Consider the following 14,595-nt stretch of genomic DNA (forward strand, 5'->3'; position numbering starts at 1 on the left):
GGCATCGATTGTCCCGCTTCGCTGCATGCGGGAAAATGGGCCGATCAATCGGGCAAGGAAGAGTGCATGAGTCAGTTGCTGAACGTCGTGATGGCGCAGGTGAACCTTAAGGTCGGCGACATCCATGGCAATGTGGAGCGCATCATCGCCGCCGCCCGGCAGGCCCGGGATGAGCTGCAGGGCGATCTCATCGTCTTTCCGGAGCTGTCGCTGTGCGGCTATCCCCCGGAGGACCTGCTGCTGCGCTCGAGCATGCAGCGCCGGATCGAGCAGGGGCTGCAGCGGATCCGCCAGGAGATCGCCGGCATCCATGTGCTGGTGGGCTTTCCTTGGCTGGAGGAGGGGCGACGCTACAACGCCTGCGCGGTCTATCGCGATGGCGCCGAGCTGGCCTTCTATCGCAAGCAGCAATTGCCCAACTACCGGGTGTTCGACGAGAAGCGCTATTTCGAGCCGGGCGACAGCGCGGCCGTGTTCGACTACCAGGGCGTGTCCATCGGCGTGACCATCTGCGAGGACATCTGGTTCGCCGAGCCCATGGCCAGGGCGCGAGCGGCCGGGGCACGACTGATGCTCAACCTCAATGCCTCGCCCTTCCACGGCGGCAAGCAGCCGGAGCGCGAGGCCGTGGTGGGCGAGCGTGCCCGCGAGGGCGGCATGCCGGTGGTCTACGTCAACCAGGTGGGTGGCCAGGACGAGCTGGTGTTCGACGGTCATTCCTTCGTGGTCGATGCCCGGGGGCAGGTCAGTCAGCGCGCGCCGGCCTTCGTCGAAGGCCTCTATCCGGTGATCATCGATGAGGCCCTGCAACCGCAGCCGGCCGAACTCGCCCCCGTCGCCTCGCTGGAGGCCAGCGTCTATGACGCCCTGGTGCTCGGGGTGCGCGACTATGTGCGCAAGAACGGCTTCAAGGGCGTGGTGCTGGGCCTGTCCGGTGGCATCGATTCGGCCCTGGTGCTGGCGGTCGCCGTGGATGCGCTGGGTGCGGAGCAGGTGGAGGCGGTGATGATGCCCTACCACTACACCGCCCAGATCAGCCTGGACGACGCCGAAGCCGAGGCGCGGACGCTGGGAGTGCGCTACAGCGTCTTGCCCATCGCACCCATGGTCGAGGCCTTCCAGGCGACCCTGGCCAGCGAATTCGCCGGACTCGGGCGGGATACCACCGAGGAGAATCTGCAGGCGCGTTGCCGCGGGACCCTGCTGATGGCCATCTCCAACAAGAAGGGCTATCTGGTGCTCACCACCGGCAACAAGAGCGAGATGGCCGTCGGTTACGCCACCCTCTATGGCGACATGGCCGGCGGCTTCGACGTGCTCAAGGATGTGCCCAAGACCCTGGTGTTCCGCCTCTGCGAATACCGCAATCGCGCGGGCGAGGTGATTCCCCAGCGCGTGATCGACCGCCCGCCATCGGCCGAACTGTCGCCGGACCAGAAGGACGAGGACTCACTGCCGCCCTATCCGGTGCTCGACGAGATCCTGCGGCTGTATGTCGAGCAGGATCTTTCGGCCGTGGACATCGTCGCCGCCGGCTTCGACGAGGAAACGGTGCGCTGGGTGCTGCGCCTGGTGGATCTCAACGAATACAAGCGGCGCCAGGCGGCGGTAGGCGCCCGGGTCACCCAGCGCGGTTTCGGGCGTGACCGGCGCTATCCGATCACCTCGGGCTGGCGCATCGGCGACTAGCTCGGCGGGCGCCGGACCCCTGCGATCCGGCGCCAGAGGGTAGCGCTGGCCATTGCGGGCAATAAAAAAGGGGAAGCCACTGGCTTCCCCTTTTCACGTCTGCTGCCGGATCAGTCGAACAGACCAAAGGTCAGGCGGCTGAACCAGGAGCGCTTGGCCGGCGCCGGCGTTGCGCCACCGGCCTTCTCGGCCTCGGCCGGGTCGACGATGCGCAGCTCGGGCGCCAGGTTGTCACGCTCTTCCTGGTACTTGCGCTGGATGTCCTGGCTGGCACGGGTCTCGCCGGGCGGCAGCGGATCGCTCGGGCGATCGATCAGGCCCAGGGTCGCACGGGTCAGCCAGGAGCGCTGCTGATCCTTGTCGTCCGGCTCGCGCAGCTGGAATTCGCCATCCTTGAGGCTGACGTTGTCCGGGTAGTTGAGCTTGAGGGTTTCCAGGCTGGTGGCCGCCAGGTCGTTGAGACCCAGGTGCTTGTAGGCTTCGGTCATGATCGCCAGGCCATCGCCCACCGACGGGGTGCCCTGGAAGTTCTCGACCACGTAGCGGCCGCGGTTGGCGGCGGCCACATAGGCCTTGCGGGTCAGGTAGTAGTGGCCGACGTGCACGTCGTAGGCCGCCAGCAGGTTGCGCAGGTAGACCATGCGCGCCTTGGCGTCCGGGGCGTAGCGGCTGTTGGGGAAGCGGCTGGTGAACTGGGCGAAGTCGTTGAAGGAATCGCGCGCCGCGCCCGGGTCACGCTTGGTCATGTCCAGCGGCAGGAAGCGCGCCAACAGGCCGCGGTCCTGTTCGAAGGAGGACACGCCCTTCATGTAGTAGGCGTAGTCGACATTGGGGTGTTGCGGATGCAGACGGATGAAGCGATCCGCCGCCGTGCGCGCCGCCTCGGGCTCGCCATTCTTGTAGTTGGCGTAGATCAGCTCGAGCTGGGCCTGCTCGGCATAGCGACCGAAGGGATACCGCGACTCCAGGGCCTTCAGCTTGCTGATGGCGTCCGTGTAGCTGCTGTTGGAGATATCGCGCTGAGCCTGGGTGTAGAGCTCGCCTTCCGGCAGATTTTCCGGAACCTCGGGTGCTTTCGAGGAGCAGGCGGCGGTGAGGACTAGGCTGGTGACCAGCAGCAGGTGCTTCAATTGCATGGCGGCTTGGATTCCCCGAAACGGTCGGCGGTGCAGGGATGAGCGCGGAGAGCGCTCACCTAGCCTGTGACGGGGCCGGAACCGTCCTGTTATGATGATCGACCCGGAATGCCGGGGCAAAAAAGTCGCCGTATTTAACCACAGGGTCGGGCCGATTCCAAAAGCCCTGCCATTGCCCGCGCAGATCCATGTCCGAATCCATCGTTCTCAATGCCGAAGTCCCCTACGAACTCGGTGGCCAGCGCCTCGATCAGGTCGCTGCCCAGCTGTTCGCCGAACACTCCCGCTCGCGTCTCGCCGCCTGGATCAAGGACGGCAGCCTGACCGTCGACGGCGCCGTGCTGCGTCCGCGTGACACCGTCCATGGCGGCGCCCAGCTGGCGCTGCGCGCCGAGCGCGAGGCCCAGGGCGAGTGGGTGGCCCAGGACATCGAACTGGACATCGTCTACGAAGACGATCACCTGCTGGTGCTCGACAAGCCCGCCGGGCTGGTGGTGCATCCGGCCGCCGGTCATGCCGACGGCACCCTGCTCAATGCCCTGCTGCACCACGTACCCTCGCTGGACAGCGTGCCGCGTGCCGGCATCGTCCATCGCCTGGACAAGGACACCACCGGACTCATGGTGGTGGCCAAGACCCTGGAGGCCCATACCCACCTGGTCGCCCAGTTGCAGGCGCGCTCGGTGAGTCGCATCTATGAGGCCATCGTCGCCGGGGTGATCGTCGCCGGCGGCACCGTCAATGCGCCCATCGGCCGTCATTCTCAGCGCCGCCAGCAGATGGCGGTGATCGCCGGGGGCAAGCCCGCGGTCAGTCACTACCGGGTGCTGGAGCGCTTCCGTGCCTATACCCATACCCGGGTCAAGCTCGAGACCGGGCGCACCCACCAGATCCGCGTGCACATGACCCATGTCGGCTTTCCGCTGGTGGGCGATCCGGTCTATGGCGGTCGCTTCAGGATCCCGCCGGCGACCAATCCGACCCTGGTCAAGACCCTGCGCGAATTCCCGCGTCAGGCACTGCATGCGCGCTTCCTCGAACTGGATCATCCGGTGACCGGCGAACGCCTGCGCTGGGAGTCGCCGCTGCCGGAAGACCTGGTCTGGCTGCTGGATCTGCTGCGCCAGGATCGGGAATCCTTCGAATGATCGGTGCTGACTGGCTGCGGCCGGACTGGCCGGCGCCGGTCGGCGTCCAGGCCTGTGTGACCACCCGCGCCGGTGGCGTCAGCCAGGCGCCCTTCGACAGCTTCAACCTGGGTAACCATGTCGGTGACGATCCGGCTGCGGTCGCCGAGAATCGTCGACGCCTGGGCCAGGCCCTGGGGTGCCGGCCGGCCTGGCTCGAACAGGTCCATGGCACTGCCGTCGTCGAAGCCGATCCGACCCAGGTGCTCCAGGCCGATGCCGCCTGGACGGCCACGCCCGGCATCGCCGTGACCATGATGACCGCCGATTGCCTGCCGGCCCTGTTCTGCCGGCGGGACGGCTCCCGCGTCGCGGCGGCCCACGCCGGCTGGCGCGGTCTGGCGGGTGGCGTGCTGGAAGCGGCTGCCGCCAGTCTGGAGGTCGCTCCCGCCGAGGTGCTGGTCTGGCTGGGCCCCGCCATAGGGCCGGCCAGTTTCGAAGTGGGCGCCGAGGTGCGCGAGGCCTTTGTCACCCAGCACGCCGAGGCCGAGCGGTGTTTCATGGCCAGGGGCGGGGACAAGTACCTGGGCGATCTCTATGCCCTGGCCCGTCTGCGCCTTGCGGCTCGGGGCATCACGGCGGTCCATGGCGGTGGCTTCGACACCTTCGCCGACGAGGAGCGCTTCTTTTCCTATCGGCGCGGCGCGCGGACCGGTCGCTTTGCCAGCCTGATTTGGATCAACGCCTAACTATTTTTTCGGATGTCAAGCCTCGTTGGCTTGAATCGTTAGGCATCGCCCCTATCTAAAGGTCATTCCCGCGGGTAATCGAAAGCGCCCTCTGCCGCGCCGTCCCGCGTCTCAGATAGGACCTTGCCCATGCGTATAGACCGTTTCACCAGCAAATTGCAGCTCGCTCTGGCGGATGCCCAGTCCCTGGCCGTCGGCCATGACCACCCGGCCATCGAGCCGCTTCACCTGTTTTCCGCGCTGCTCGACCAGCAGGGCGGTTCCATTTCTCCGCTGCTGCGCCAGGTCGGCTTCGACCTCGCCAGCCTGCGCAAGACCTTGGCCGAAGAGCTGGACAAGCTGCCCAAAATCCAGAATCCCACCGGCGACGTGAATCTGTCCCAGGATCTGGCGCGCCTGCTCAACCAGGCCGATCGTCTGGCCCAGCAGAAGGGCGACCAGTTCATCTCCAGCGAGCTGGTGCTGCTCGCCGCCATGGACGAGAACACCCGCCTCGGCAAGTTGCTGCTGGGGCAGGGCGTCTCGCGCAAGGCGCTGGAGAACGCCATCAACAACCTGCGCGGCGGCGAGGCGGTCAATGACCCCAATGCCGAAGACAGCCGCAAGGCGCTGGACAAGTTCACCGTCGATCTCACCAAGCGCGCCGAGGACGGCAAGCTCGACCCGGTGATCGGCCGTGACGACGAGATCCGCCGCACCATCCAGGTCCTGCAGCGCCGCACCAAGAACAACCCGGTGCTGATCGGTGAGCCAGGCGTCGGCAAGACCGCCATCGCCGAGGGCCTGGCCCAGCGCATCATCAATGGCGAAGTGCCCGACGGCCTCAAGGACAAGCGCCTGCTGGCCCTGGACATGGGCGCGCTGATCGCCGGCGCCAAATTCCGCGGCGAATTCGAAGAGCGCCTCAAGGGCGTGCTCAACGAACTGGCCAAGCAGGAAGGGCGCATCATCCTCTTCATCGACGAGCTGCACACCATGGTCGGCGCCGGCAAGGCCGAGGGCGCCATGGATGCCGGCAACATGCTCAAGCCGGCCCTGGCCCGTGGCGAGCTGCACTGCGTGGGTGCCACCACCCTCGACGAGTACCGCCAGTACATCGAGAAGGACGCGGCCCTGGAGCGGCGCTTCCAGAAGGTGCTGGTGGACGAGCCGAGCGAGGAAGACACCATCGCCATCCTGCGTGGCCTCAAGGAGCGCTATGAGGTGCACCACAAGGTGGCCATCACTGATGGCGCCATCATCGCCGCGGCCAAGCTGTCTCATCGCTACATCACCGATCGTCAGTTGCCGGACAAGGCCATCGACCTGATCGACGAGGCTGCCAGCCGCATCCGCATGGAGATCGACTCCAAGCCGGAGGCCTTGGATCGCCTGGATCGCCGGCTGATCCAGCTCAAGGTGGAGCGTCAGGCGCTGAAGAAGGAAGAGGACGAGGCCGCGCGCAAGCGACTGGAAAAACTCGACGAGGACATCGCCCGCCTCGAGCAGGAATACGCCGATCTGGAAGAGGTCTGGAAGGCAGAAAAAGCCGAGGTCCAGGATTCCGCCCAGTTGCAGCAGCGCATCGAACAGGCGCGCACCGAGCTGGAGGCCGCTCGCCGCAAGGGCGACCTCAATCGCATGGCCGAGCTGCAGTACGGCACCATCCCCGATCTGGAGCGCAGCCTGCAGATGGTCGACCAGCACGAGAAGCCGGCCAACCAGCTCTTGCGCAACAAGGTCACCGAGGACGAGATCGCCGAAGTGGTCTCCAAGTGGACCGGCATTCCGGTCAGCAAGATGCTCGAAGGCGAGCGTGACAAGCTCTTGCGCATGGAAGAGGCCCTGCACAACCGGGTGATCGGCCAGGACGAGGCGGTCACCGCCGTGGCCAATGCCGTGCGCCGGTCGCGGGCGGGGCTGTCCGATCCGAATCGCCCCAGTGGTTCCTTCCTCTTCCTCGGCCCGACCGGGGTGGGCAAGACCGAGCTGTGCAAGTCGCTGGCGGAGTTTCTCTTCGATACCGAAGACGCCATGGTACGCATCGACATGTCCGAATTCATGGAGAAGCACTCCGTGGCTCGCCTGATCGGGGCACCGCCCGGCTATGTCGGCTATGAAGAGGGTGGTTACCTGACCGAGGCCGTGCGGCGCAAGCCTTACTCGGTGGTCCTGCTGGATGAGGTGGAAAAGGCTCATCCGGATGTCTTCAACATCCTTCTGCAGGTGCTCGACGACGGGCGTCTGACCGATAGCCAGGGCCGAACCGTGGATTTCCGCAATGCGGTGATCGTCATGACCTCGAACCTGGGCTCGGCGCAGATCCAGGAGCTGGTCGGCGATCCCGATGCCCAGCGCGCCGCGGTGATGGATGCGGTGGCCAGTCACTTCCGCCCCGAGTTCATCAACCGGATCGACGAGGTGGTGGTGTTCGAGCCCCTGGGCCGCGAACAGATCGCCGGCATCGCCGAGATCCAGTTGCAGCACCTGCGGCAGCGCCTGGCCGAGCGGGATCTGCAGCTGGAGCTGTCGCCCGAGGCCTTGGACAAGCTGGTGGCGGTAGGTTACGACCCGGTCTACGGCGCCCGTCCGCTCAAGCGGGCGATCCAGCGCTGGATCGAGAATCCGCTGGCCCAGCGCATTCTCTCGGGCGCCTTCGCGCCGAACAGCCGCATCGAGGGCAGGGTAGAGGGCGACGAGATCGTCTTCGCCTAGGAAATGACCGGGCGATCCCAGGGTCGCCCGGCCTTTCGCATAAATTTGTGAAAAAACAGCAGGCTAGGTGTTGACGTCTGTTTCCACTTCCGTAAAATGGCGCACCTCACTTACGGCAAAGACCGAAAGGCACTGACGTAAGAGGGGTTGGAAGATCGAAATTCCGCGATAGCTCAGTCGGTAGAGCAAATGACTGTTAATCATTGGGTCCCTGGTTCGAGTCCAGGTCGCGGAGCCACTTCCATTCTCGGGGTATAGCGCAGCCCGGTAGCGCGCCTGCTTTGGGAGCAGGATGTCGGGAGTTCGAATCCCCCTACCCCGACCATATTTGGGTCGTTAGCTCAGTCGGTAGAGCAGTTGGCTTTTAACCAATTGGTCGTAGGTTCGAATCCTACACGACCCACCATTTTTACCAGAAACCCTCCGCAAGGAGGGTTTTTGCGTTTCTAGGACGCTGTTTTCTCTGTCCGAGATCTGGGCTCTCTGCTTACGAGGCGCCGATCCCACCAGGGCTCAGGGCTAAGTTGCTCTCGCAAATCCCCCTGCCTCGAGAAGACTCTGGAACGGGCAGTGTTCTGGTCTGCTACCCTCAATTCTCCCCGCCGCGCTCTATTTCGCCCATCTCCGGCGAACGCCTCGATCCAGGTGGTTACCCGCGCCCATCGAGGCGATAGCCGGTCATAGCGGCTGCCCGAGCCCTTACTACTATCAGGTGAAGTCACGGGTTTTCAGGCGGTGGGGATGCAGTCGAAGCGCCTCTCGGGTTTCACGCTCATCGAGGTCCTGGTCGTCATAGCGCTGCTGGGCATCGTCACGGCGCTGGCAGCACCTGGCTTCGCGAGCCTGGTGCAAAGCAACCGTGTCCAGGCGGCAGCGGGGGAGTTGCAGCGCGCCCTCTATTACGCGCGCAGCGAAGCCATGAGTCGCGGTGTGAACGTCGTGGTCACCACGGATCCGGAGGATGCCAACGGCTGGATGGGCGCGCTGAGGATCACCACGGCCAAGACGATGGTGCTGCCCACTGCCGAAGTCTTGCGGCAGTACAGCGGGGGACTGGGTAACGGCGTCAACGGAACCGGATCCATGGGAGGTACCCCCCTGACCAGTCTGACCTTCCAACCCAATGGCAGCCTGAAACTCAGCGGTGAAGCCACCATTCGCGTCTGCGCTACCAATGCGCTCACCCAGGGCAAGCAATTCACTCTCAGTCAGGGCGGGGTGCTGACTGTGACCAACTATGCGCCTAACCGTGCCAGCACCGTGGGGTGCAGCTAGATGAAGCGCTGGCAAGGTGGGTTCAGCATGATCGAGGTGCTGGTCAGTCTGGTGATCATCTGCATCGGCGTGTTGGGCATGGTGGCTTTGCAGACCCGCAGTGTGGCGCTGTCCCAGGATTCGGTGCAGCGCAGCAATGCCATGGTGCTGGCCAACGACCTGCTCGAGTTGATGCGCAGCAACCGCGATCAGGTGGTGGCGAGCGACAAGGTCAAGATCGACGGGGCCTACATCAAGCAGCCTGGTACCAACTTTCGCACCAAGGCGCTTGATGCGGGCAAGACCTGCCTGGCCCGGGATCGCTCTGCAGGCGGGGAAACGGTCGCCGGGCAGGATCTGGGGTGTTGGCTGAATCAGGTAAAGGCGCTGCTACCCGTGACGGACGCCTTGATCGCCAGCAGCTTCGCGGTCTGTCCAGCGTCCGGCGTACCGAAACTGCCGTCCAGCGATCCTGCGGGCAACACGACGCCGCTGGGTGCCTGCGAGACCAATGCGGTGGCACCGGTGATGGTGGTGGTGGCCTGGCAGGACGTCAGCAACGATTCGCTGAATTGCCCCAAGGGCGTCTGCTACTACGCCTTGCGCTCGGAGCTGTAGGCCATGCTCATCATGTCGCGTAGCCAGAAGGGTTTTTCACTCATCGAGATGATGATCGCCCTGACCGTGGGTACCTTTCTGGTGTTGGGCGTCTCGCAGATCTATATCAACAACAAGCGCAGTTTTCTCTTCCAGCAAGGCCAGACCGGCAATCGCAACAACGCTCAGCTGACCTTGCAGGTGCTCGACCGGCAACTGGCACGGACCGGCTTCCGCGCGGAAATCCGTTATCAGGGTAGCCTCCAAGCAGCCTTTCCGGCGGTCGGTGAGGTAAAGGATACCGATGACATCAGCTGTCCAGCTTTTGCCGCTGGCGCCACCTTCGCGGCGACCACGGACAGCGCCAATGCGCCCACCGGCGTCTGCATTCGCTATCAGGGCGCATTGGACAGCAAGGACCAGGACTGTCTGGGCAACCCCATCCCGCGGGTGAACCTCAATGCCGGCGGCAACGTGCTGCTCAAGCTGCGCTACACCGCGGGCAATACCCCGGGCGGGGGCACCCTGAGCTGCACCGTCTGGAGCGAGCGTGGGGGCGCGCTGACGCGCAAGGGCAGTGCGGTGCTGGTGCAGGGGCTGCAGGATTTTCGCTGGTCCATTCCGCCCAAGGCGGATGCACCGGCCTTGCGCTACGCGGCGTTGCTCAGCACCACGGAGGCATTAACCAGCGATGTGGCCAGTAATACGGCTGCCAATTGGCAGACCCTGACCGGCCTGCAGATCGCGGACGCCAGTCGACCCATGCAGATACTGCAGAGCACCGTTACCCTGAGGAATCTGGCGCTATGAGTCCAGTCATTGGCAGGCAGCGCGGCGCGACCTTGCTGATCGCCCTGGTGATGTTGCTGCTGCTGTCGCTACTGGCCGCCTCCAGCATGCGTCAGACCTTGCTGCAGGCCCGCAGCGGCGGCGCCGCCTTGGAAAACACCCAGGCCTTCAATGCCGCAGAGGCGGCGCTACGCGAAGGTGAGCGGCGATTGGTGGCCCTCAGTCAGCAACCGTCCTTTACCGCCTTCAGTGCCGGCTTTGCCAGCTGTTCGGAAAGTGTCCCAGCGGTACGCAGTGCCTTCGCCAAGCCACCAACCGGTGACCTGTGCATCCTGACCAAGGCCAGCGATCTCAATACCGGTGCCCTGACCCAGACCTGGGCAGCGGCAGCGCTCCAGGCGAGCGGGACCGATCCTACGACGCGGACGGTTGCCTACCGCGGCTCCGATGGCAGCGCTTCCTTCGCCCAGACACCCCGCTGGGTCGTGACAGCCATCGGTAGCAGTTCGGTCGATGTCTCGGCGCCCGCCACCAACCTGTTCCGGATCACCGCCGTGGCCCAGGATCGCGGCAAGCGCTTTCCGGTGATTCTGCAGAGCGTCGTCGCCCTGGAGGTGCCATGAGTCGGGCTGCATTAGGCATTGGAACTCTGGCCCTCCTATTAACCTTGGCCGCACCTGCGACGCAGGCCGCGGCCTTGAATCTCAGTCAGCAGCCATTGTTCCTGACCAATAGTGTCGGTCCCAATCTGTTCGTCACGCTGGATAACTCCACCAGCATGCAGATGGCGGTTGTGCCGGATGCGTCGAATACCGATGCCATCCGACCAACCCGTCGCGCTAAATCGGCGGCTTTCAATAGCCTCTACTACAATCCGGCGATTACTTATCCGGCGCCCTATGCGGTGAGCTACAGCACTACGGGCGGACTGACCCGTACGCGACTGGCGACCAGCTTTACCAGTGCCTACGTAAACGGCTATCGACCGAGCTTGGGTAGTGTCAATCTCGCCACCGACTACCGCGTGAGCTGGAGCTATAACCCTAATTTGGTGACTACAGATCCCAATGTGGCGCGGGGTAATGCCTACGGAAACCCGGGGCTGCAGAACAATAGCCCGAGCATGCTGGCGGAGAACCCGTCTCAGGATTTTTTCAGTAGTGGTACTTACCGTGGAACAAGCGCGACCTATGGCAGCCTCACGCTGCTCAATATCTTGTTGGGTGCCGGCTTCACCGAGAACATCAACGGTGCCCAAGTCAGTATCAGTGACGCCTCCCTGCTTGAGCGCCTGCTGACGGGAGCTGCGCTCAACGGTGGCTGTACCGCGAGCATTGCCAATACGGCGGCGGTCACCTACAGCAATGTTACCTGTACCCGAAACGTGGACTATGGACTGCTTGGGGTGGTTTCCTCGGTCAACTACACGGTCACCGCCAATACCAACATTTCTGCTGCCATCACTGGCGTACAGGCCTACTACTATCTCTACGATACGACGCTCAGCACCTGTCTTCCCGTCGCCTTGCAGACCGAGGGCTGTTACCGGCGGGTACTGGTCGGCAGCTCTTCCGGTCCCAACGGGACGGACGAAAGGCAAAACTTCGCCAACTGGTATTCCTTCTATCGCAGTCGCGCCCTGGCGGCTCAAACTTCGGCCAACCTGGCCTTGGCGGATGCGTCGGAAAATCTCCGGCTTGGCTGGCAGGCACTGGGAACCAGCGACAGTTGCATCCTGGTAGCGGCCAATGCCAACTGTCGCGGTATCAGCAACTCCGGTTCAACTGCCTACGATAATCGGCTCAGACCCTTTACCGGTGCGCACCGAGCCGCTTTCTTCACCTGGCTCGGAGAAGTCTATTACAACCAGAGCACGCCGCTGCTCCAGGCGGTTGCTCGCGTTGGCGAACTGCTCAAGACCAGCGGTAGCAACAGTCCATATGCGTACGATCCGGGTAATAGCGAGTCGCCTGTCTACGGCTGTCGCGCCAGCTACAGTCTGGTGGTGACCGATGGTATCTGGAACTCTGCGCTGAATTCCGGCAACGTCGATGGTACAGCCGCAACCCTTCCAGACGGGCAGCAGTACTCACCACAGGCACCGTTCCAGGACACTACGGCCAGCACTCTCGCAGACCTGGCCTTTCTCTACTGGCGCACCGATGCCCAGCCCGGTCTCGACAACAAGGTGCCGCCCTACAATACCGTGACCAGCAATGAGGCCCGGGGGACCAATACGCTTTCGCCCTACTGGAATCCGCGTAACGACCCAGCCACCTGGCAGCACCTCACGGGGTTCTACGTGGGTATCGGCTTGAGCAGTGCGCTGGTCAATCCTGATTGGGATGGCGATACCTTTGCCGGCGGCTACGCTGGCTTGGCCGCAGGTACTACGCCCTGGCCGGTGGCGGGTGCGGACAACTCGGTCAATCAGAACAATGTCTATGACCTCTGGCACGCGGCGATCAATTCGCGCGGCGAGTTCTTCAGCGCGGAAAATGCCAGTGATCTGATCAACTCCCTTGGCAAGGTCGTCACGCGCATCACCCAGTCCACCAGCGTCGGGGCCAGCCAGACCGTTTCCCCCACCCGGGTAGGGGATACCACCGCGCTCTTTACCTATTCCCCGTCCTTTTCCAGCGCCGACTGGAGTGGGGATGTCATCAAGTACCAGCGTACGGGTACCACCCAGACGCGGATCTGGAGCGCCGCTCAACAACTCGATGGCAGGTTCGCTCCGGGTAATACCGTCTTCGGCACCCGCAAGATCTACATGGCCAAGGGAGGCGCCTTGACCGATTTCGCCTGGGCGAATCTGAATACCGACCAACAACTCAGGCTCAACAAGACCGCCGGTGGTGCCACCGACACCTATGGCAGTCGCCGGGTGGATTATCTGCGCGGGGATCGCAGTCTGGAAGCGCCGGGAGCTACGCCGTCGTTCCGTCCGCGTAGCCATATCCTTGGTGATATCGTGAATTCCTCTCCGGTGGTGGTGGACGGTCCCAACAGCCCCATCGCCCTGATGAATGCGACCGTTGGCGACAATTCCTACGCCACGTTCCGCACCACCAATGCGGCTCGTGAGCGACGTATCTATGTCGGTGCCAACGACGGCATGCTGCATGCCTTCAACGATCAGGGGCAGGAGGTCTTTGCTTTCGTTCCCAGCGCGGTCATCGGCAATCTCAACCGACTGACCGAGCGCAGCTATAACGGTGGGGGCCATCAGTCCTATGTCGACAACACGCCAGTGGTAGGCGACGTCTATTTCAACGGGGCCTGGCGCACGGTACTGATCGGCACGCTGCGCGGGGGAGGGCGGGGCATCTTCGCGCTGGATATCACCAATCCCAATGCCCCAGCGCTGCTCTGGGAAAAGTCGGACGCGGATGCCAGCTACAAGGACCTGGGCTTCACCTACGCGCAGCCGATCATCACCCGGCTGCATACCGGTGGTTGGGCAGTGGTGGTCAGCAACGGTTACAACAGTGCGCAGGACAACGCCGTGCTCTATATGATGAACGTAGCCGACGGCAGTCTGATCAAGGCGCTACCCGCCAGCGATAACATCGCCACACCCAACGGCCTGAGTTCGCCCTTCGTGGCCGATGTCGATGGCGACCTGATCGCCGATTACGCCTATGCCGGTGACCTCCACGGCAATCTCTGGCGCTTCGACCTGATCGGCACCTCCCTGACCGCAACGGCTGCAGCAGACAACTTCCGTGTTGCCTTCGGGGGGCGACCCCTCTATACCGCCCAGGCCACTAGCCTGGCACCCGGCGCCACCAACGCGGTCCAGCCGATTAGCGCCAGTCCTTCGGTCGTGGCTCATCCCAGTGGAACGGGGCATCTGGTGCTCTTTGGTACCGGTAAATACCTTGAGGCCAGCGATGCCCTCGCCAATACCAGCAAGGCCATGACGCTCTATGGCATCTGGGATCGCCAGACCGATGGGTCGGCGGCCAGCAGTACTCCGGTACTGACGATCGCCAACCTCCAGCAGCAGACCCTGGGCACCGACCAGCGCATCAGCTACACCAGTTCTGCCGGTTCCAGTGTCAGCAGTACGGCGAACACCCTCTCCACGACGTCGGTGAACTACGACGCTATTACGGCGACCAACGGCAAACAGGGCTGGTATCTGAATCTTCCCTTGAATGGCGAACTAGTAATCAACAAGCCCCAGCTCTTCAGCGGCACCCTGCTGATGAGTTCGCTAATTCCCAGCACCGACGCCTGTACCGCTGGGGTCACCACCTACCTCTATGCCCTGGATCCCTACACCGGCGGCAACAACAGCGGCCTGTTCAACCTGGGGACGGATACAGTCTATGGGCGTATCCAGCTCGATGGTCTGCTCGGTGGAATCGTGCCCTTCGTCTACGGTGACGGCACTTTCAGCATGGAAGGGACCCTGGCGGATGCGGCGATCTATGGCAGCGACGGCAAGTCGCCGAATGGCTTGCGGGGTGACCTGCCCGCCAGTCGCCGCCAGACCTGGCGCGTCATCACCAACCAGGACTAGCAGCAGCTTTCACGCAGGCATGAAAAAGC

10 protein-coding genes and 3 tRNA genes are annotated in these 14,595 nt (G+C 63.6%); 12 read left to right on the top strand and 1 reads right to left on the bottom strand.

Translation table 11 applies throughout. The features are described 5' to 3' along the window. Window positions 1-66 precede the first annotated feature (66 nt). Window positions 67-1,689, top strand: a complete 1,623-nt coding sequence (locus ACZ5R1_RS04490; RefSeq protein WP_288504720.1) for an NAD+ synthase — start codon at window positions 67-69, stop codon at window positions 1,687-1,689. A gap of 110 nt (window positions 1,690-1,799) precedes the next feature. Here the strand turns inward: ACZ5R1_RS04490 and ACZ5R1_RS04495 are convergent, their stop codons facing one another. Further along, complete coding sequence (locus ACZ5R1_RS04495; protein WP_007160812.1) at window positions 1,800-2,825, bottom strand: outer membrane protein assembly factor BamD; 1,026 nt, start codon at window positions 2,823-2,825, stop codon at window positions 1,800-1,802. Window positions 2,826-3,013: 188 nt separating this feature from the next. Between ACZ5R1_RS04495 and rluD the strand changes: the two genes are divergently transcribed. The 11 genes from rluD (at window position 3,014) to ACZ5R1_RS04550 (ending at window position 14,566) form a co-directional block, all read left to right on the top strand. Beyond that, complete coding sequence (gene rluD / locus ACZ5R1_RS04500) at window positions 3,014-3,973, top strand: 23S rRNA pseudouridine(1911/1915/1917) synthase RluD (protein WP_074583960.1); 960 nt, start codon at window positions 3,014-3,016, stop codon at window positions 3,971-3,973. Next, the gene (gene pgeF, locus ACZ5R1_RS04505; protein ID WP_288504722.1) at window positions 3,970-4,701 is read left to right on the top strand and encodes a peptidoglycan editing factor PgeF; all 732 of its coding nucleotides are present in this window, start codon (window positions 3,970-3,972) and stop codon (window positions 4,699-4,701) included. The genes rluD and pgeF overlap by 4 nt, the downstream gene beginning before the upstream one ends. Window positions 4,702-4,830: 129 nt before the next feature. After that, entirely contained in the window at window positions 4,831-7,395 is a 2,565-nt protein-coding gene (clpB, locus tag ACZ5R1_RS04510) for an ATP-dependent chaperone ClpB (protein WP_027600191.1), read from the top strand. A gap of 162 nt (window positions 7,396-7,557) precedes the next feature. Further along, window positions 7,558-7,633 (top strand) — tRNA-Asn (locus ACZ5R1_RS04515). Between the two features lie 10 nt (window positions 7,634-7,643). Further along, window positions 7,644-7,720, top strand: a tRNA-Pro gene (locus ACZ5R1_RS04520). Window positions 7,721-7,725: 5 nt separating this feature from the next. Continuing rightward, window positions 7,726-7,801: transfer RNA gene (locus ACZ5R1_RS04525), tRNA-Lys, on the top strand. A 335-nt stretch (window positions 7,802-8,136) separates the two neighbouring features. Continuing rightward, window positions 8,137-8,670, top strand: coding sequence for a GspH/FimT family pseudopilin (locus ACZ5R1_RS04530; protein WP_288491912.1), 534 nt, complete (start codon window positions 8,137-8,139; stop codon window positions 8,668-8,670). Further along, on the top strand, window positions 8,671-9,267 hold the full coding sequence (gene pilV / locus ACZ5R1_RS04535; protein ID WP_042137093.1) for a type IV pilus modification protein PilV: 597 nt from the start codon (window positions 8,671-8,673) through the stop codon (window positions 9,265-9,267). A gap of 3 nt (window positions 9,268-9,270) precedes the next feature. Further along, on the top strand, window positions 9,271-10,056 hold the full coding sequence (locus ACZ5R1_RS04540; protein ID WP_288504724.1) for a PilW family protein: 786 nt from the start codon (window positions 9,271-9,273) through the stop codon (window positions 10,054-10,056). Continuing rightward, window positions 10,053-10,658 carry a pilus assembly PilX family protein gene (locus ACZ5R1_RS04545; RefSeq protein ID WP_042137095.1) on the top strand — a complete coding sequence of 202 codons (606 nt, stop codon included), beginning with the start codon at window positions 10,053-10,055 and terminating at the stop codon, window positions 10,656-10,658. Before ACZ5R1_RS04540 ends, ACZ5R1_RS04545 begins: the two co-directional genes overlap by 4 nt. Further along, window positions 10,655-14,566 (top strand): pilus assembly protein, encoded by a 3,912-nt coding sequence (locus ACZ5R1_RS04550; RefSeq protein ID WP_464712826.1) that lies wholly within the window; start codon window positions 10,655-10,657, stop codon window positions 14,564-14,566. Before ACZ5R1_RS04545 ends, ACZ5R1_RS04550 begins: the two co-directional genes overlap by 4 nt. The last annotated feature ends 29 nt before the right edge of the window (window positions 14,567-14,595 follow it).

It is taken from the genome of Pseudomonas sp. Pso3, assembly GCF_055393275.1.